This window comes from Klebsiella sp. GW_Kp181 (genome assembly GCF_040062315.1).
Taxonomy (GTDB): Bacteria; Pseudomonadota; Gammaproteobacteria; order Enterobacterales; family Enterobacteriaceae; genus Klebsiella; species Klebsiella oxytoca.
In genome coordinates, this window is the sequence record NZ_JBEAFR010000062.1 from 20,229 (window position 1) to 37,941 (window position 17,713).

Here is a 17,713-nt window from a genome sequence, read left to right on the forward strand (position 1 = left end):
TCTCCGTTTCGCATTCGCGATCCTGTGGTAACGCATAACTTGCTGATATTACTTTTTTGTAAGCAGAGTGAGGCGTTAGCCGCCAGAAATGCGACGCCATCGTTAAAGCAGGGTTGTCATCAGTCTCAGCATCCTCAGATGCGAGTGTTTTCACGCAGGATGGCCGGGCGGTCATCCTGCGGCGTGTTATTCATCCGCCGTACTGAGTTAAAGTCATGAGCTATTTTTTCGTCACGACGCTACAGGCCTTTTCCTGCATTGCGCTGCTTTCCGCCGTACTCTGGGCGCGCGGCGCGCCTCCCGTCCTGCGTCCGCTGGTCTGGACGCTGCTTACCGCGCTGGGCTGCGGACTACTGGCCGGGTTGTATATTCGCCCGAGCCAGATGCTGGAGCTTCTGCTGGTCGGCGCTGAAATCCTCGTATCGCTGCTGTTTTTACTGAGCTTCAGCTGGTCTTCGCCGCGCGTTCGCTATCTGTGGCAATGGCTCCTCACTTTCGGCGCAGCCCGGCACTGGGCGCTGGACCCGAACCTGGGCGGATTGACCTCCACGCACGTTCTGAACACCGATCTGCTGCTGAATATCACCGCGCTGGCTGCGGCGTTCGCGCTGCTGTGCCTTGCCTGCGCGCTCTGCGCCATGCTGCTGCGCAGAATGCGCGGCTTCTACTGGCCGCTGGCCCTGCTGCTGTTGGTCCTGCTGTGGCTACCGCTCAGCGGTAACCTGCTGCTGCTGTTGATGAAGCTACAGGTGCTACCGCTGCTGAAACCGCTGCTGAGCTTTGTCGCCAGGGTGACCAACAACGCGGCGATGTACAACTGGGCCGCCGCCGCGATACTGCTGCTGCTGTGTCTGTGCTGGATCCCGGCGCTACGCGGCTATTATCGGGCGGTTAAAGCCGCGGAGGACCCCATCTCCCGCCGCCTTGCGCTGGCCGAACGCCGTAAAGCCAGCCGTTTGTGGTTGACCACCGTTTGCTGCGCGCTGGCGATTATCGGCGGCCAGCTATGGTGGAATCTGGTGGCTTCGCAGCCGCCGCGCTTGTCCGAGGCGCAGGCGGTTACGCTGGCCGCCGACGGCCAGGTGCATATTCCGGTCGAGCAGGTTCGAGATGGCAAACTGCATCGCTTCGTCTGGGTGGCGGACGACGGCAAAGCGATTCGCTTTTTTATCATTAACCGCTATCCCGATAAGCTGCGCTTTGGCGTGGTGTTTGACGCCTGCCTGCTGTGCGGCGATCAGGGCTACGTTATGGAAGGCAATCAGGTGATTTGTGTCGCCTGCGGTGTGCACATTTTTATCCCCTCGATTGGCAAGCCCGGCGGCTGTAACCCGGTGCCGATCGACGGCTGGCGCAACGATGACAAAGAGCTGACGATACCCGGCGCGGCGCTGGCCGGCGGAGGTAACTATTTCTCTACCGTCCTGACGATTAACGTCACCGATCCGGTGGATGGCTCCACCCTGACCAACACCCGCGCCGACTACAAATACAGCTATGGCGGTAAAACCTGGTTCTTCTCCTCTGAAGCCAACTATGACCGTTTCCGCAATGCGCCAGAGCAGTTTGTGCCCGACGCGGTGAAGGAGGAGTAACCATGCTGTGGCGAATGATCTACCAGTCGTGGGGGCGCAACCTGCGGCGCAAAGCGCTGGCGGTATTGACCGTGTTTCTGGCGACCAGCCTGATCTCGGCGCTGCTGGCGGTCTCTATCGATATCGGCGACAAAATGTCCCGCGAGCTGAAATCCTACGGCGCCAATATTTTAATTGAGCCCGCCGGGCAGGCGGCGCTGCCGGCGCTGTTCAGCGAGCAAAGCAACCCGCTGGCCAGCGACGACTTTCTTGATGAATCCGAGCTGCCGAACATCAAAGATATTTTCTGGCGCAATAACATCGTTGGCTTTGCCCCGATGCTCGGCGGCGAGGTAAACGTGGCAGGACAGGATATTCGCGTGCTGGGCACTTTTTTTAGCCAGCCGGTCAGTATCCCGGATGAAGAGGGGTACGAGACCGGACAGCGGACGGTCAGCCCCTTCTGGCAGGTGACCGGCGCATGGCCGCAGGAGCCGGTCGGCGAGACGCCGCAAACGCTGGTCGGTCACGCGCTGGCGCGAAACTACGGCTGGCAGCCCGGCGATCGCCTGGTCCTCAACGTTGCGGATAGGGTGCTGAACGTCCAGGTGAGCGGTATTTTGTCCAGCGGCGGCGATGAGGATAACCAACTGGTGATGCCGCTTAGCGTCGTGCAGCAGCTGCTCGGTCTACCGGGAAAAGTGCAGGCGATCCGCGTCTCGGCGCTGACGGTACCGGAGAACGAGCTGTCGCGCCGTGCCCGTGAGGATCTCGAGGCGCTGAATGCCGAAGAGTACGATCTCTGGTACTGCACCGCCTACGTATCGTCCATCGCCCACCAGCTGGAAGAGGCCATTTCCGGCGCCGAGGTGCGTCCGGTCTGGCAGGTTGCTGCTTCGGAAGGTGTGGTTATCGACAAAATTCAGCTGCTGATGGGGGTGGTGACTCTGGCCGCGCTGGCTGCGGCGGCGATGGGCATCGCCTCGTTGATGACCAGCACGATTATGGAGCGCGCCAAAGAGATTGGTCTCATGAAAGCGCTGGGCGCCCGCCAGTGGCAAATTTTGCTGCTGTTTTACCTTGAGGCGGCGCTGGGCGGCCTGGTCGGCGGCGCATTGGGCTGTATCGCCGGTTGGGGGCTGGCAAAGGCTATTGGCCTGATGCTGTTTGCTACGCCGCTGAATTTTGCCTGGGTGGTGGTGCCCTGCGTGCTGGTGATAGCGGTGCTGATTGCTTTAATCGGTACCTGGTTCCCGGCCCGCCGGATCGCTCGTCTTTACCCTGTGGAGGTGCTATATGGCCGCTAAGCGCGACATGCTGTGGCTGCTGGTGTGGCGAGCGCTGCGGCTGAGAATGCAGCGGGTCAGCGTGGTGTTTGCCGCGCTGGCGGTAGGGGCGACCATCGTGACCGCACTCTCCGCCGTGTGGTTCGATATCAATAGCAAAATGAGCGAAGAGCTGCGCACCTTCGGCGCCAATTTTTATATTGGTCCGGGCCACGGCGCCAGCATGCCGCAGCCGGAGCTTCAGGCCATTCTTGATGGCGCGCCGGCGGGCCTGATTCACGGCGCCAGTCCGTGGCTGTACGGTACGGCGCGTACTGAGCTGGAGAAAGTAGTGATGGTCGGGGTGTGGTTTGAGTCGCTGCAAAAGCTGGTGCCTTACTGGCAGGTCAACGGCAGCTGGATCGGCGTCAGCTTTGACGATCGCAACGCGATGATTGGCGTCAAACTGGCGCAGCGCCTGGCACTGAATGTTGGCGATAGCGTGACGCTGGTAGACCATAGCCGGCGTAAGACGCTGCTGATTAAAGGCATCGTAGAGGCGGGGGACGCGACCGACAATATGCTGATCGTCAGCCTCGATGTGGCGCAGTCCTGGCTGCAAAAGCCCGGCGCGATCAGTCACGGGCTGCTTAGCGTCAGCAATGACCTGGGCCAGGTGGAGCGCTATGCCAGCCAGCTGCAGCATCAGTACCCGAACCTTGAGATTCGTCCGGTGCGCAAAGTGTCGGCTTCCGAGGGGCAGGTGCTGGATAAAATTAAGGGGCTGATGGGGCTGGTGTCGATGGTGATCCTCGCGCTGTCGTCCCTGTGCGTTAACACCACCCTGATGGCGATTGTCGGTGAGCGGGCGAAAGAGTTTGCGCTGCAAAAAGCGCTGGGCGCCAGCAACGGCGATATTACCCGCCAGATGCTGCTGGAGACCAGCATTATTACCCTCGCGGCGGTGGTCTGCGGCTGGGGGCTGGGCTATTTGTTGGCGCAGCTGCTGGGACTAACGGTGTTTAACGCCAGCATCTCGCTGCGTCTGCCGGTGCTGCCGCTGACCCTGGTTCTGTCTTTACTGGTCGCCCTGCTGGCGGCCATTGTTCCGGTGCGGCGCGCGGTGAGCGTCGAACCGGCGAAAGTGCTGAAAGGAGAGTAACGCCATGACCGTCACGTCTTTGCGTCAAATGGCGATTGAAACGCGTCATTTATATAAGCGGTTCGGGGAAGTTACGGCGCTGGAGGATATTAATTTGCGCATCGCACGCGGCGAGTTTGTTGCCATCATGGGCGCCTCCGGTTCCGGCAAAACGACCCTGATGAACATTCTTACCTGTCTGGATACCGCCAGTGAAGGACAGGTGATCCTGGATGGCACCGACGCCGCGGCGTTGGATGAAGAGGGGCGCCGTCGCTTTCGCGCGCAGAAAATTGGCCTCGTCTTCCAGCAGTTCCATCTCATCCCGTTTCTGACGGCGCTGGAAAACATCATGCTGGCGCAGCATTACCACAGCGTGGTGGATGAGAGCGCCGCCAGAGCGGTGCTGGCTCAGGTGGGACTTGAGCATCGCGTGACCCATTTACCGAGCCAGCTGTCGGGCGGGGAACAGCAGCGCGTCTGCATTGCCCGGGCGCTGGTTAACGAGCCGCCGGTTATTTTTGCCGATGAGCCGACCGGTAACCTTGACGAAGAGAACGAGCAGCGGGTGCTGGATCTGCTGACCGATTTACACCGCCAGGGGCGAACCATTGTTATGGTGACCCACAATCCGGCGCTGGGTCAATTCGCTGACCGCATCGTGCGTTTGCAGCACGGAAAGTATCTCGGCGAGGAGGTGAATCATCATGCGCATGCCTGAAGTGATGCTGTTTCTGACGCTGGCGCTGCTTAGCGGCTGCAAAGAAGAGAAGCTGGCTCGCGGCGAAACGGCACCTGCGCTGGCGGCATTCGATTTACAGGAGTCGCCGGTCAGCCTCGATCGTTGGCGAGGGAAGGCGGTCTATCTTAATTTCTGGTCCGCAGGCTGCGGCGGCTGTCTGGCGGAGATGGATACCCTGCAGGCGCTCAGCCAGCGCTGGCCGGATAAGCTGGTGGTGGTGGGGGTGAATACCGATCCGGAGTCCGTGGATATCGCGCCGCTGCTGGCGAAGCATGGGATTAGCTATCCGGTGCTGCGCGATCGGCTGAAAATAACTCAGGAGCGCTATCAGGTTATCGGTACGCCAACATCAATATTAATTGATGGCGACGGTAGGGTGCTGGACTGGCATCAGGGGATGCGTAAGCCCGATGAACTACGAACGGTTTTGCGCCAGCTGGCGCAACGGTAAATTCCCCAGCTCGTGCTGCGCTTAGCTGGGCTACAGGTTCTCGGGCCGGTAGCCCGGACAGGTGCGTCAGCACCACCTCCGGGACAGGTGTGAAGCCAAATGCACCGGCTTAGCGTTCACCCGGCCCGCGCTGCGCTTAGCCAGGCTACGGATTCACACCGTCAGCGGTCCCGTAGCCCGGATAAGGCGTCAGCCGCGACCCGGGAGTTTTCGCTTATACATACTGACTCCGTAGCGTCGGCTATCAGCCGCTGCCATTCATGATATGGAAGTCAGCGATTTACCGCGCCCTGCGCCAACAAGTTTTATTCGTTTATTTAAAAATGCCTTATTCGGCAGGTTTAAAAACAGAAAAACTTAATCTTTTCTTAATATTTCATCACCTCAACGTTTTAGGCTTTTGCCAAATCCCAATCACCATCATTTAAATTACGTCAGCGTCACAAAAGCCGTAAAAAAACATTCCCAGGCGTTGCAAGGTTCTTACGTCACGCTATATGTTAAATTTACATTTAATAAATGATGCTTAAAGGTTGATTTTATGTATATGAAAATTAGTGGCTTAGTGATTTCACTGACGGCCATATTCTCCGGTCAGGCCTTTGCTGCGCTCCCTCAGGGCTATCCGGCGGATTATCAACAGGTCGTGGATGCGGGGGTTAAAGAAGGCAAGGTGGTGATTTACTCAACCACGGATACTAAGGCCGCAGGTCCGTTAATTAAAGGTTTTGAAGCGCAATATCCCGGCATTAAAGTTGAATATAACGATATGAACAGTACCGAATTGTACAACCGTTATATCAGCGAGCAGGCAGCGGGCGGCGGAAGCGGCGATGTGGTCTGGAGCTCTTCAATGGATACGGCGCTGAAGCTTGCCACCGATTATGCGGAACAGTATGCCTCCCCGGAACAAGATAAGCTGCCGAAATGGGCGGTCTGGCAGCAAAAAGCCTACGGCACCACCTATGAACCGGTGGTCTTTATCTATAATAAGCGCCTGATCCCGCAAGGGGATGTTCCTGATTCGCACACCGCGCTGGCGAAGCTGATCGCCAGTCAGGCTGATAAGTTCAAGGGCAAGGTCACTACCTACGATATTGAAAAATCGGGCCTGGGTTTTATGCTGGCGGTTCAGGACAGTAAAGCCGATGCTCACTACTTTGACGACCTGGCGGGAATGGCGAAAGGCGGGCTGACCGTGCAATCGTCCACCGGGACGATGATGGAGCGCGTCTCCTCCGGGGAAAATCTGATTGGCTACAACATCCTCGGTTCATACGCGGAGGCGCGGGCGAAAAACGACCCTTCGCTGGGTATCTCGTACCCGAAAGATTATGTGCTGGTGCTCTCGCGGGTCTCGTTTATTACCGCAGAAGCCGAGCATCTGAATGCGGCGAAGCTGTGGTTTGATTACGTGCTCTCGGAAAAGGGGCAAAGCATCCTGGCGAACCAGGCCGATATTCCCTCCCTGCGCAATGATATCGAAGGTAAAAATGATATCGACGGTATGACCAAAATGCTCGGCAGCGCGCTGAAGCCCATTCCGGTCGATGAAACGCTGCTGGCGTATCTTGAGCCGAAACAACGCCTGGAATTTATCAAACAGTGGCGCACCGCCGCGGCGAAATAACCCTCCGGCGCTGCGCATCTTTTCAGGATACGCAGCCCACATGATACCCGCCAGGTTTAAAGGGATCGCTTATGAATATTTTACGCCGAAAGTGGCAGGGGTTGCCGCGCGGAATTGTTGTCCTGATAACGGCGCTGGCCATTTATGTCCCGCTGCTATTTATCGTGGTGCAGAGCTTTCTCTCGGCACCCTTTTTTGCCCGCTCGAAGGCATTTAGCCTTGAGGCCTTCGAATTTATCTTTACCGATCCGGATTTTTATCTGGCGCTAAAATCCGGCTTTATTCTCGCCTTCGGCCTGGTGGCGATCGCCATTCCTCTCGGCGGGATCCTCGCCTTTTTAATGGTGCGCACCGATTTACCCGGCAGACGGATTATTGAGCCGCTGATTCTGGTGCCGATTTTCGTATCGCCGATGGTGCTGGCCTTTGGTTACGTGGTGGCGGCGGGACCGGTAGGCTTCTTTTCGCAGTGGGCCGAGCAGCTGATCGGCTTCGTGCCGTGGAATATTTACTCGATGTTCAGCATCGTGGCGATCGCCGGATTGACGCACGTTCCACACGCCTATCTCTATATCTCTTCCGCGCTGCGCAGCGTCGGTTCGGATGTGGAAGAAGCGGCGCGAACGGTTGGCGCATCGCCGCTGCAGGTCATGACCTCGGTGAGCCTGCCGATGGTACGGCCGTCCATACTCTATGCTTGCGTACTGCTGTTTTTTCTCGGCCTGGAAGTCTTCGGCCTGATGCTGGTGCTGGGGGACCCGGAAGGCAATATGGTGCTGGCCACCTATCTTTATAAACTGACCAACAAGCTCGGCACGCCTTCCTATCATCTGATGGCAGCGGTGGCGGTGGTGCTGATCTGCATCACCATTCCGCTGGTGATGCTCCAGCGCCGCCTGATGCGTACCGCCAACCGCTTTGTCACCATGAAGGGGAAAGCATCGCAGGCCCGGGCGCTGCCGCTGGGGAAATGGCGCTGGTTCGCCGGTATCGTCGTGGTGGCCTGGTTGACGGTTACCATCGGCGTACCGCTGATCGGCGTTGCGCTGCGGGCCTTTATTTCGAACTGGGGGGTTGGCGTTCCGCTGTGGGATGAACTCTCGCTGGCGACGTTCCGCAACATCTGGCAGCAGCCGAATTTGCTGCGCGCCATCGTTAACTCTATGGCGATTGGGGTCATCGGCGGCGCGCTGGCGGTGGTCTGCTATCTGTTCGTAGGCATCGCGATGCACCGCAAACCGGATAACGTCACGCGCTTTCTCGACTACAGCGTGCTGGTGCCGCGTGCGGTGCCGGGGCTGCTGGCCGGGCTGGCATTTTTGTGGGTGTTTCTGTTTCTGCCGATGTGGCTGGATCAGTCGCTGAAAAACGGCTGGCTCTCGGCGCTGCCGGTGGCTGAGTGGCTGCGCGACCATCTGATTGTTCAGCTGCGCGCGCTGCGTAATACCATTTTTAGCGTCTGGCTGGCCTATACCGTGGTCTGGATGGCCTACGGCCTGCGGCTCATCTCCTCGACGCTGCTGCAGGTGGCGCCTGAGCTGGAGGAGGCGGCGCGCAGTACCGGCGCATCGCGCGGGCAGATCACCCGCCACGTCACGGTGCCGCTGTCGCGCTATGGCCTGATTGGCTCCTGGCTACTGATGTTTCTTATCTTCGAGCGCGAATATTCGACCGGGGTTTATCTGCTCTCTCCGGGAACGGAAACTATCGGTTCGATGCTGGTGTCGCTGTGGGCGGCGGGGGCTATCGATATCGTCGCCGCGCTCTCGTTTATTAATATCCTGCTGGTGGTCGTGGGTCTGGGCATCGCCCTGCGCTTTGGAGTGAAATTACATGATTGAATTATCGGTAGAAAACCTGCATCTGACCTACGGCGATAACCCGGTACTGAAGGGCGTATCTATGGAGCTGAGGCGGGGGGAAGTCGTCTCGCTGCTCGGCCCATCGGGGAGTGGAAAAACCACGCTGCTGCGGGCGGTCGCCGGGCTGGAGAAGCCCACCAGCGGCACGATCGCTATCGGTAAAACCCGCGTTTATGACGGCAACCCGCGTAGTGAAATTCCGGCGGAGGAGCGTAACCTGGGTCTGGTGTTCCAGTCCTACGCCCTGTGGCCGCATAAAACGGTATTTGAGAACGTGGCTTACCCCCTCAGGCTACGTAAGGTCGCCGCCGCGGAGATCAAACAGCGGGTGCAGAGCGTGCTCGATCAGCTGGGCCTGGGGCATCTTGGCAATCGCCACCCGCATCAGCTCTCCGGAGGACAGCAGCAGCGCGTGGCCATCGGCCGGGCGCTGGTATATAACCCGCCGGTCATTCTGCTGGATGAACCCCTGTCGAACCTCGACGCTAAGCTGCGGGAAGAGGCGCGGGTCTTTTTGCGCGAGCTGATCGTCAAGCTGGGTCTGTCGGCGCTGATGGTGACCCACGATCAGAATGAGGCGATGGCGATTTCCGATCGCATTTTGCTGCTCAATAACGGCGTCATCGAGCAGCAGGGAACGCCGCAGGAGATGTACGGCAGCCCGAGAACGCTGTTTGCCGCCGAGTTTATGGGCAGCAATAATCGGCTGCACGGTACCGTCACCGATCTGGATAACGGTCGGGCGCGCATTGAGGGCGCCAGCTGGGCACTGTGGGGAATGGCCGGGGAAGGGGTCAGCGTGGGGGCGGAAGCAACGGCGGTCATTCGTGTTGAACGCCTGCGCATAGCCTCCTCGCCTGAAGAGAACATGCTGGAATTAGCGCTGCTGACCAGTATGTATCTCGGCGACCGCTGGGAGTATCTGTTTCGCACCGAAGGCGATGATTTCGCTATTCGCGCCTACGGTAGCGCACTGCGCGATGCCGAACGTTGCCATCTTACCTTGCCCGTCAACGATCTGTGGATCTTCCCGAAAGGCTGAAAAAAGGCCCCGGCGCTGAGGCCGGGGCAAACCATGTCAGAGCTTATTTATTATTAACTGAATACCATACCGCCATCGATCAGCAGCGACTGACCGGTCATGTAGTTGGAGTCCGGACCGGCCAGATAAGAGACGCAGGCCGCGACGTCTTCCGGTTCGGAAAGACGACCGAGGGTAATGCGTTTCGCAAATTCCTGGGTTCCGTAGCCCAGCGGTTTGCCCGCCGCTTCGGAAACCTGACGGTCAATTTCCGCCCACATGGGGGTTTTGACGATCCCCGGGCAGTAGCCGTTAACGGTAATTCCCAGATGCGCCAGATCGCGGGCGGCGGTTTGCGTCAGGCCGCGCACGGCAAACTTGCTTGAACTGTAGACCGCCAGTTCCGGGTTACCCACGTGGCCCGCCTGGGAGCAGGCGTTGATGATCTTGCCGCCGTGGCCCTCTTTTTTAAACGCATCTACCGCGGCCTGAATGCCCCAGATAACGCCCTTAACGTTGATATTGTAGACTTTATCGATGACGTCCTCGCGAATCTCTTCGATAGGCGTAGAGGGCGCGACCCCGGCGTTGTTAACGATCACGTCAAAACCGCCAAGGCCCTTACGCGCCTGCTCAACGGCGGCAAAAACCTGATCGCGTTTCGAGACATCGACCTTCACCGCCAGCGCCTGGCCGCCGTGCTGGTTAATTTCGTCAGCAACCGCCTGTGCGGTGGCATCGTTATAATCGGCGATGGCCACGGCAAAGCCATCTTGAACCAGGCGAAGGGCGATAGCTTTACCGATACCCTGGCCTGCGCCGGTCACGAGTGCGACTTTTTTCATTGCTGGATTCCTTCTGTAGTGACTCAAAGTAGTTGACTGAGATGAAGCTGGCCCATCAGCAGCGGGTTGTCGCTGTAATCGACGGGGATGGCGACCACGGCGGGGCCATCGACGTCCATCGCCGCCCGCAGCGTCGGCTCAAGGGCGGCGGCGCTCTCGACCGCGAACCCTCTGGCGCCGAAGGCTTCGGCATAGGCTTTAAAATCCACCGGTCCGAACTCAACGCCGGATAGCCGCTGATATTTTTTCTCTTCCTGAATTGCCACCATGTTGTAGCCGTTATCGACCCAGATGATATGCAGGACGTTAGCTTTTAGCCTTACGGCGGTCTCCAGCTCCATACTGGATTGCAGGAAACCGCCGTCGCCGGAAACCGAAACCACTTTGCGCTGCGGGTTCACCAGCCAGGCGCCAATCGCCCACGGCAGCGCCACCCCCATGGTCTGTTGACCGTTGGAAATCATGACCTGACGAGCGCGGAAGCTGTAGAGATAGCGGGCGATCCAGATATGAAAGCTCCCCATATCGACGGTCAGCGTTACGTCGCTGTTGACGATATCCTGCATGGCGCGAACGATGCGCAGCGGATGAAGCGCAAACTGGTTTAGCTGCGCGCCGCGGCGATCGAGCAGTTCCCGCTGGTGCTGGCGGTCAACAAGAATCTCCGCGGCCTGCGGCGACAGAACCAGCTGGTGGTCAATACGCCCGGAGAGTTTGTGCAGCGTGGCAGCGATATCGCCGACCAGCTCGATATCCGGGGTATAGTTGCGCTCTTCATAAGCGGGCAGTACGTCGATATGCACCAGCGCGGCGTTACCGTTATTCCACATCGCCGGTTCATACTCCACCGGGCTATAGCCAATGCAGATGACCAGGTCGGCGAGATGCAATAGCCGATCCCCGGCCTGGTTATTGAACAGCCCAACCCGTCCGGCAAAGCGCGTAAAGTGGTCCTGATTTACCGCGCCGGCGGCCTGATAGGTACTGGTGACCGGGATATGGCTTTTTTTCAGCAATTCGCGGAGCGCCGCGCTGTTTTCCGTCTGGCTGGCCATCAGACCGAGCAGGAATACCGGATTTTTTGCCCCGGCAATCATCTTCGCCACTCGCTCAATGGCGTCGTCCGGGGCCGCGCCGGTCTGCGGGGCTTCGCTGGCGGGCAGCACCCTGGCGTGGACTGGCTCATCGACGACATCCTGCGGCAGACTGACGAAGGCGCTTCCCGGCCGTCCCTGCTCGGCGGCGCGAAATGCGTTAGACACGACCTCCGCCAGCGCATCGGATGCGGTGACTTCCACCGAGTATTTGGTTACCGGGCTGAACATCGCCACCGTATCCATACTCTGGTGCACTTGTTTGGCCTTGTCGGCGCGTTTTACCGCACCGCCCAGCGCCACCACCGGATCGCCTTCGCTGTTAGCGGTGGCCATACCGGTAATCAGATTGGAGCAGCCGGGGCCGGAAGTGACCAGCGCGACGCCCGCTTTCCCTGTGATGCGGCCAACCGCAGCGGCCATAAAGGCGGCGTTGGCCTCGTGGCGTACCGGGATAATGCGAATTGAGGAGTCCAGTAGCGAATCAAAGACCTTATCGATTTTTGCCCCCGGAATGCCGAAGACCTGGCGAACGCCCTGGGCCTCCAGCTGGCTGACGATCAGGTCGGCGCCATGCGCCCACTGGCGAGGTTGATGTTGATTATCCACGAGAATCTCCTTAGTTTTCGACTGAGCGAATAGCGGCATCTAGATTGTCCGGGTGCAGATCCGCCTGCAGGAAGGCGCTATCGGCAGGAAGGTCAATCATCAATTTGTGGATTTCGCCAAAGGTCAGCACGCCGTGGTCGAGCTGATAATCGAGCAGATGACCGCCGCCCTGACGGTCATCGGTGATGAAATGTTCGTGGTAGCCGGCAACGTTAATGCCCTGCATATGCTGCGGGGTACGGAAGCCGACCAGTACCCCTTCGCGCTGGTTGAAGCGGAATACCGGCTGGTCGTCGAGCACGTCGGTCATCGCCCGGTAGGGCGGGGTCTGGCGCGGTACGGTGCGGGTATGCGCATGACGAAAATGACCGTTAATGCGCAAGGCGCAGAAGAGATTATCGGAGGGTATTTGCTGGTCGATAATGTCGTGCAACTGCTGGCGGCTCACCGGTTTATCGAACGTTTTACGATACTGCGGCTGAAACCAGGTCATCACCGCAAACGGCGTGCGCTGTTCCATTCGGGCTTTACGGGCGCTGCCGTCGGCGCGCAGCTGGTATACCTCGCTGCTAAACGCGATCAGCTCGCCGTCCAGTTCATTAAAGGTTCCCAGGCCAAAATCGCCGTGGGTGAGTAAATCAGCGATGGTGGTATTGCCTTCATAAACGCCGCTCAACAGCGCGCTCATCAGAGAGGTCTGGTAGATGACGCTATCGGGATGTTGCGCGGAAAACCCTCGTAGAGTTTCACACAGGCTCTCTTCACAAGAGCATTCAGCAGAATGGTTCATTACCCGCTTCCTCGTTCAACGAATATCAGAAAGGTTAAATAAATGTTGACGCGATTCAGCTCACAGTTCCAATATAGAATCTATGCTTGTTTGAGACGTTTTCGATATGGAACTTCGTTATCTGCGCTACTTTGTCGCCGTCGCCGAGGCGAGACATTTCACTAAAGCGGCAAAAGAACTTGGTATCTCACAGCCGCCTTTAAGCCAACAAATTCAACGGCTTGAACGGGAAATTGGCACGCCGCTTTTCCGCCGTTTAACGCGCGGCGTTGAGCTAACGGAAGCGGGGGAGTCGTTCTATGAGGATGCCTGCCAGATCCTCGCCCTGAGCGATGCGGCGCTCGAAAAGACGAAAGGGATCGCCCGCGGACTGAACGGTCGGCTGGCGCTGGGCATTACCAGTTCTGATGCCTTCCATCCGCAGATCTTTAGCCTGCTGCAGCAGTTCCAACAACGTTACCCGGCGGTAACGCTGCATCAAATCGAGGGCAATATGGCGACGCTGATGGGGGCGCTTGGCGAAGCGGAGCTGGATATTGCTTTTGTACGCCTGCCTTGTGAAAGCAGTAAAGCCTTCAATCTGCGTATTATCGATCAGGAGCCGATGGTGATCGCGCTGGCGCGTTCGCATCCGCTGTCGTCATGCGACGAACTCGCGCTCGAGCAGCTTACCGACGTGGCGCCGATTCTTTTTCCGCGCGAAGTGGCCCCTGGCCTGTATGAGCTGGTGTTCAACAGCTATCTGCGCGCCGGTATTGACGTGCAGCGAGCCTATCAGTCATCGCAAATATCGTCGTCGCTCAGCATGGTGGAAGCCGGATTCGGCTTTGCGCTGGTGCCGCAGTCGATGACCTGCATCACGCTACCTGGCGTCAGCTACCACCCTTTGGCGGGCGCGCCGCTAAAAACCGATATTGCTATCGCCTGGCGACGCTACGAGCGTTCGCGCACGGTGAAGCATTTCCTGGCCATGTTTTAACCGGCGAGGTGAATTATTCAGCAGCTATTGACGTTTTATACTGTGTTTTAAGAAAGATAAACATTGGCGGCGGTCGGGCCACGCAGTCCGTTGACTCGACGAAATTCGACGCGGATGCCGGGGCTGATTGTGGTTGGCTCGCCGGGCGATAGTGCGGAAATATGAACCTGTACGTCTTTGCGACCATCGGAGGGGATGATCAGGCCTTTGCCTGTTTTATTATCAAATGTTTTGACAATACCTGTCATTTTTTGGAACAAATAAATACCTTTTAAATATGAAAACCGGCACGACTATACAGTAAGTGAGTGGGAAGTCTATGCAAATCGAAATAAAACCCGCGCTTGCGGGCTTTTACTTTGCCAAAAAACGCCATCAGCGCTGGCTGATTATTGTGCAATCATGCGCAATAATCGGCTTCTGACAAGGGATAATTAAGCAGCGGTTTTTGCAGAGGACTGGAAAAATTTATGGCAGTAGGGGCAGATGAGTTGAGCACCTTTTTGTACTCGGCTGAAGCTGTGTTCTGAGTCCTGAGAGCAGTTAGGGCAGGAACATTTTACGAGATAATTACGGCGAGTTTTAGCGTCTTTGCGTTCTGACATATGATATTTCCTGAGTTAAGGGCTTACGACCATACAGCATTGCGCCGCAAATAGCTCTAACTCATTCTGCATAGCGCGTAAATGAGGGAACTCAGGAGCCCTATCGCTGGCACCAGTATGAGAAAAATCGTTTCGTGGCCGCAGGCGGTTAAAGAGTAAGTTTTCCCCCATATTTTTGTGATTAACATCACCATTTAAAATCAATGTGTTATTTATCAATAAGTTAATAGTAGATGATTTTTTCGCGCAGAGAACAATTTTCTCCATTATTCGCGGATTAGAGGGAAAATAGGTAAGATTTTCTTCCGCGCCTAATATACATTTTAATGGTGGTCGAAGAACGCAAATCACGATGTTGATGATTATATGACCGTTTATTTTTTGGCTATTAAACGGAGTTTTGGCGGAAGTCTTACGTGCCAACTTCGCTGACCACGTAAATAAAAAATCACGATATTTTATGACTAATAATAGTTTGAGTATATCCTATGAAAACCAGAACTAAAGATATTGCTACCCTGGCCGTTCATGCTGGAAGCCAATCCGATCCGGTAACCAACGCTATATTTACCCCGATTGTCACAGCCAGCTCTTTTATCCAGCCTAACCTTTATGAAGGCGGCGATTTTTGTTATTCCCGGGTTTCCAATCCAACGCGTAAAGCTTATGAATCCGCACTTGCCGAGCTGGAGGGGGGGATATATGCCACCGCTACCGCATCGGGAATGGCGGCCACCAATATCGTGATGGAACTATTGCCCAAAGACGCACACATTATTGCGATGAAGGGCGTCTACGGCGGAACCTGGCGGCTGTTTGAGAAATTAAAAACGCACACCACCGGCGCCACAATTTCCTATATCGATCTGAACGATGAGCAGAGCCTGATGGCGAATATTCAGGAAAACACCGCCTTAATCTGGATTGAAACGCCGACCAATCCATTACTTGAACTGGTCGATATCGCGAAAGTGTGTCGTATTGCTAAAGAACACGCCATTACAACCTGCGTTGATAATACCTTTGCCAGCGCCTGGAACCATAAACCGCTTGAAATGGGGGCGGACATGGTCATGCTCTCCACCAGTAAATATGTTGGCGGACATTCTGATTTAATAGGCGGCGCGGTTATTACCAATAATGAAGCGCTCGCCTCGAGGCTCGATTTTATTAAAACAACGATCGGCTCTATTGCCTCGCCCTTTGATGCCTACCTTGCCCTGCGCGGTATGAAAACGCTGGATTTGCGCATTGAGCGTCAGTGCAGTAATGCCCTGCGCGTGGCGGAATATCTGGAAAACCATCCGGCGATTGCCAGCGTCTATTATCCGGGGCTGCCGTCGCACCCTCAGCATCAGCTATGCAAGAAGCAAATGCGTTCGGGCGGCGCGGTAGTGACCGCGACCCTGAAGGGAGACATGCAGAGCCTGAAACGCTTTATCGGCGGTCTGCACTATTTTGTGCTGGCGGAATCGCTGGGCGGGGTAGAGAGCATGATTAACCATTCGGCCTCAATGTCCCACGGTTCGATGTCAAAAGAGGAGAGGGAAGCGATCGGCGTTTATGACACGACGCTGCGCTTCTCCGTCGGCATTGAACATATCGATGACTTACTCCAGGACCTGGATATTGCCTTCGCCGCTATGGACCTCAAACAGGATAACCATCATGCATGATTATGGCATCTGGACGATAATTACTCCGCTGGTCACCATTATTCTGGCGATTCTGACCCGCCAGGTGATCCTCTCTCTGCTTACCGGTATTTTTGTCGGCTATGCGGTGATTCACCACAGCATTATCCAGGGCGTTGGCGGCACGCTGAACGGAATTATTGAAACCTTTGCCTCCGCCGGTAATGCGCGAACGATTATTTTTATGGTGATGATCGGCGGCATTATGCGGCTGATTGTGGTCACCGGCGGCGTGCGAAAGCTGGTGCAGTTTCTTTCGGAGAAAAATGATTTCGTCACCAATAAAAAGTCGGTCCAGCTACTGGCGATGGTGGTGACATCGTTAATCTTTATCGAGAGTTCGATAAACCAGCTGATTGCCGGCGCATCAACGAAAAACCTTGCCCGGCGCTATAAAGTCTCGCCGGAAAAGATGTCCTATATTATCCAGACTTCCTGCGTGTCCGTTTGTTCGTCGGTGATGATCAACGGCTGGGGAGCGGCGATGATGGGGGTTATCGGCGTCCAGATTGCGCAAGGCTACCTGACCGGCGAGCCATTTGAAGTGCTGGCAAGCTCGATGGTCTGGAATACGATGGCCTGGTTTTCATTAGCCTCAGTGCTTTTTTATATCCTCTCCGGCTGTAGCTGGGGGCCGATGAAAAAGGCGGAGGTTAAGTTTGAAACGGTCCAGACGGAAATAGAACAAGAGCATGGCGAAGAGGAAGCGGACCCGGTGATTGACCATCCGGCCTGCAACTCATTGCTCAACTTCTTTATTCCAATCCTTTCCACCGTACTTATGGTGCCGGTAGTGCTATATATCACCGGCGAGGGACAATTCTCCAAAGGCAGCGGCTCCATGTCGGTCTACTCCGGCGTTATGTTTGGCACCGTCGTCTCTTTTATCTGGTTTCGCCTGCGCGGTATTCTGAACGTAGAAAACTTTTTTAAAGAGCTGTATATCGGCTACGCCAGTATGGTGAAAATCAGCTCAATCATGATTCTGGCCTTCCTGATGGGGCATATTTCGGCGGAACTGAATACCGGACAGTATATTGCTTCGATAACCTCCGGCGTTATTCCATCCGGCTTTTCGATCGGCTTTATCTTCCTGATTGCCGCGGTGATGTCGCTGGCCACCGGTACCTCCTGGGGAACCTTCGCCATCATGATTCCAATTGGCGTCCAGCTCGGCGTGTCCTTAGGCATCGATCCGCACTTTATGATCGGCGCGGCGATTTCCGGCTCAATCTTTGGTGATATGACTTCGCCTATCTCCAGTGATGCCATCGTGGCATCGATGGCGACCAACTGTGACCATATTGAACATATTCGCACCCAGCTGCCTTATGCGCTGGTGACGGGCGGGCTGGCGCTCATTGTTTATTTAATTGTCGGCTTCACTCTTTAACTCAATATTCTTAAAGGA

At 56.4% G+C, this 17,713-nt stretch carries 16 protein-coding genes; 11 read left to right on the top strand and 5 right to left on the bottom strand.

Annotated features, from left to right (window positions below; genetic code table 11):
• The first annotated feature begins 215 nt into the window (after positions 1-215).
• From ABLV11_RS15425 to ABLV11_RS15460, 8 genes are all read left to right on the top strand, one after another.
• Entirely contained in the window at positions 216-1,595 is a 1,380-nt protein-coding gene (locus ABLV11_RS15425) for a Fe-S-containing protein (RefSeq protein ID WP_224330733.1), read from the top strand.
• Positions 1,596-1,597: 2 nt separating this feature from the next.
• Complete coding sequence (locus tag ABLV11_RS15430) at positions 1,598-2,881, top strand: ABC transporter permease (protein WP_004102819.1); 1,284 nt, start codon at positions 1,598-1,600, stop codon at positions 2,879-2,881.
• Complete coding sequence (locus ABLV11_RS15435; RefSeq protein WP_004102814.1) at positions 2,871-4,001, top strand: FtsX-like permease family protein; 1,131 nt, start codon at positions 2,871-2,873, stop codon at positions 3,999-4,001. The genes ABLV11_RS15430 and ABLV11_RS15435 overlap by 11 nt, the downstream gene beginning before the upstream one ends.
• A gap of 4 nt (positions 4,002-4,005) precedes the next feature.
• On the top strand, positions 4,006-4,701 hold the full coding sequence (locus ABLV11_RS15440) for an ABC transporter ATP-binding protein (protein WP_004102812.1): 696 nt from the start codon (positions 4,006-4,008) through the stop codon (positions 4,699-4,701).
• Positions 4,688-5,173: a TlpA disulfide reductase family protein gene (locus tag ABLV11_RS15445; protein ID WP_224252062.1), complete on the top strand. Its 486-nt coding sequence runs from the start codon at positions 4,688-4,690 to the stop codon at positions 5,171-5,173. Before ABLV11_RS15440 ends, ABLV11_RS15445 begins: the two co-directional genes overlap by 14 nt.
• A 541-nt stretch (positions 5,174-5,714) precedes the next feature.
• Positions 5,715-6,803 (top strand): ABC transporter substrate-binding protein, encoded by a 1,089-nt coding sequence (locus ABLV11_RS15450; RefSeq protein ID WP_224330736.1) that lies wholly within the window; start codon positions 5,715-5,717, stop codon positions 6,801-6,803.
• 71 nt (positions 6,804-6,874) lie between these two features.
• Positions 6,875-8,644 carry an iron ABC transporter permease gene (locus tag ABLV11_RS15455; protein WP_053064949.1) on the top strand — a complete coding sequence of 590 codons (1,770 nt, stop codon included), beginning with the start codon at positions 6,875-6,877 and terminating at the stop codon, positions 8,642-8,644.
• Positions 8,637-9,707, top strand: a complete 1,071-nt coding sequence (locus ABLV11_RS15460; RefSeq protein ID WP_004102806.1) for an ABC transporter ATP-binding protein — start codon at positions 8,637-8,639, stop codon at positions 9,705-9,707. The genes ABLV11_RS15455 and ABLV11_RS15460 overlap by 8 nt, the downstream gene beginning before the upstream one ends.
• Before the next feature lie 53 nt (positions 9,708-9,760).
• On the opposite strand, the gene ABLV11_RS15465 is transcribed toward ABLV11_RS15460, so the two are convergent.
• The 3 genes from ABLV11_RS15465 to budA are packed head-to-tail and all read right to left on the bottom strand — an operon-like array spanning position 9,761 to position 13,024.
• Positions 9,761-10,531 (bottom strand): (S)-acetoin forming diacetyl reductase, encoded by a 771-nt coding sequence (locus ABLV11_RS15465; RefSeq protein WP_004102805.1) that lies wholly within the window; start codon positions 10,529-10,531, stop codon positions 9,761-9,763.
• A gap of 23 nt (positions 10,532-10,554) precedes the next feature.
• A complete protein-coding gene (gene alsS / locus ABLV11_RS15470; protein ID WP_004113511.1) occupies positions 10,555-12,234 on the bottom strand; it encodes an acetolactate synthase AlsS in 1,680 nt (559 codons plus the stop codon).
• A gap of 10 nt (positions 12,235-12,244) precedes the next feature.
• Positions 12,245-13,024, bottom strand: coding sequence for an acetolactate decarboxylase (budA, locus tag ABLV11_RS15475; RefSeq protein WP_004102800.1), 780 nt, complete (start codon positions 13,022-13,024; stop codon positions 12,245-12,247).
• 106 nt (positions 13,025-13,130) lie between these two features.
• Between budA and ABLV11_RS15480 the strand changes: the two genes are divergently transcribed.
• Entirely contained in the window at positions 13,131-14,003 is an 873-nt protein-coding gene (locus tag ABLV11_RS15480; RefSeq protein ID WP_004102798.1) for a LysR family transcriptional regulator, read from the top strand.
• Positions 14,004-14,050: 47 nt separating this feature from the next.
• On the opposite strand, the gene cspF is transcribed toward ABLV11_RS15480, so the two are convergent.
• A complete protein-coding gene (cspF, locus tag ABLV11_RS15485) occupies positions 14,051-14,263 on the bottom strand; it encodes a cold shock-like protein CspF (RefSeq protein WP_017145721.1) in 213 nt (70 codons plus the stop codon).
• Positions 14,264-14,437: 174 nt separating this feature from the next.
• Complete coding sequence (locus ABLV11_RS15490; RefSeq protein WP_213799282.1) at positions 14,438-14,608, bottom strand: YnfU family zinc-binding protein; 171 nt, start codon at positions 14,606-14,608, stop codon at positions 14,438-14,440.
• A gap of 488 nt (positions 14,609-15,096) precedes the next feature.
• On the opposite strand from ABLV11_RS15490, the gene ABLV11_RS15495 reads away from it, so the two are divergent.
• Both ABLV11_RS15495 and ABLV11_RS15500 read left to right on the top strand, forming a co-directional pair.
• Complete coding sequence (locus tag ABLV11_RS15495) at positions 15,097-16,284, top strand: PLP-dependent aspartate aminotransferase family protein (protein ID WP_348855412.1); 1,188 nt, start codon at positions 15,097-15,099, stop codon at positions 16,282-16,284.
• Positions 16,277-17,695, top strand: coding sequence for a Na+/H+ antiporter NhaC family protein (locus ABLV11_RS15500; RefSeq protein WP_004102794.1), 1,419 nt, complete (start codon positions 16,277-16,279; stop codon positions 17,693-17,695). Before ABLV11_RS15495 ends, ABLV11_RS15500 begins: the two co-directional genes overlap by 8 nt.
• Positions 17,696-17,713: the final 18 nt, after the last annotated feature.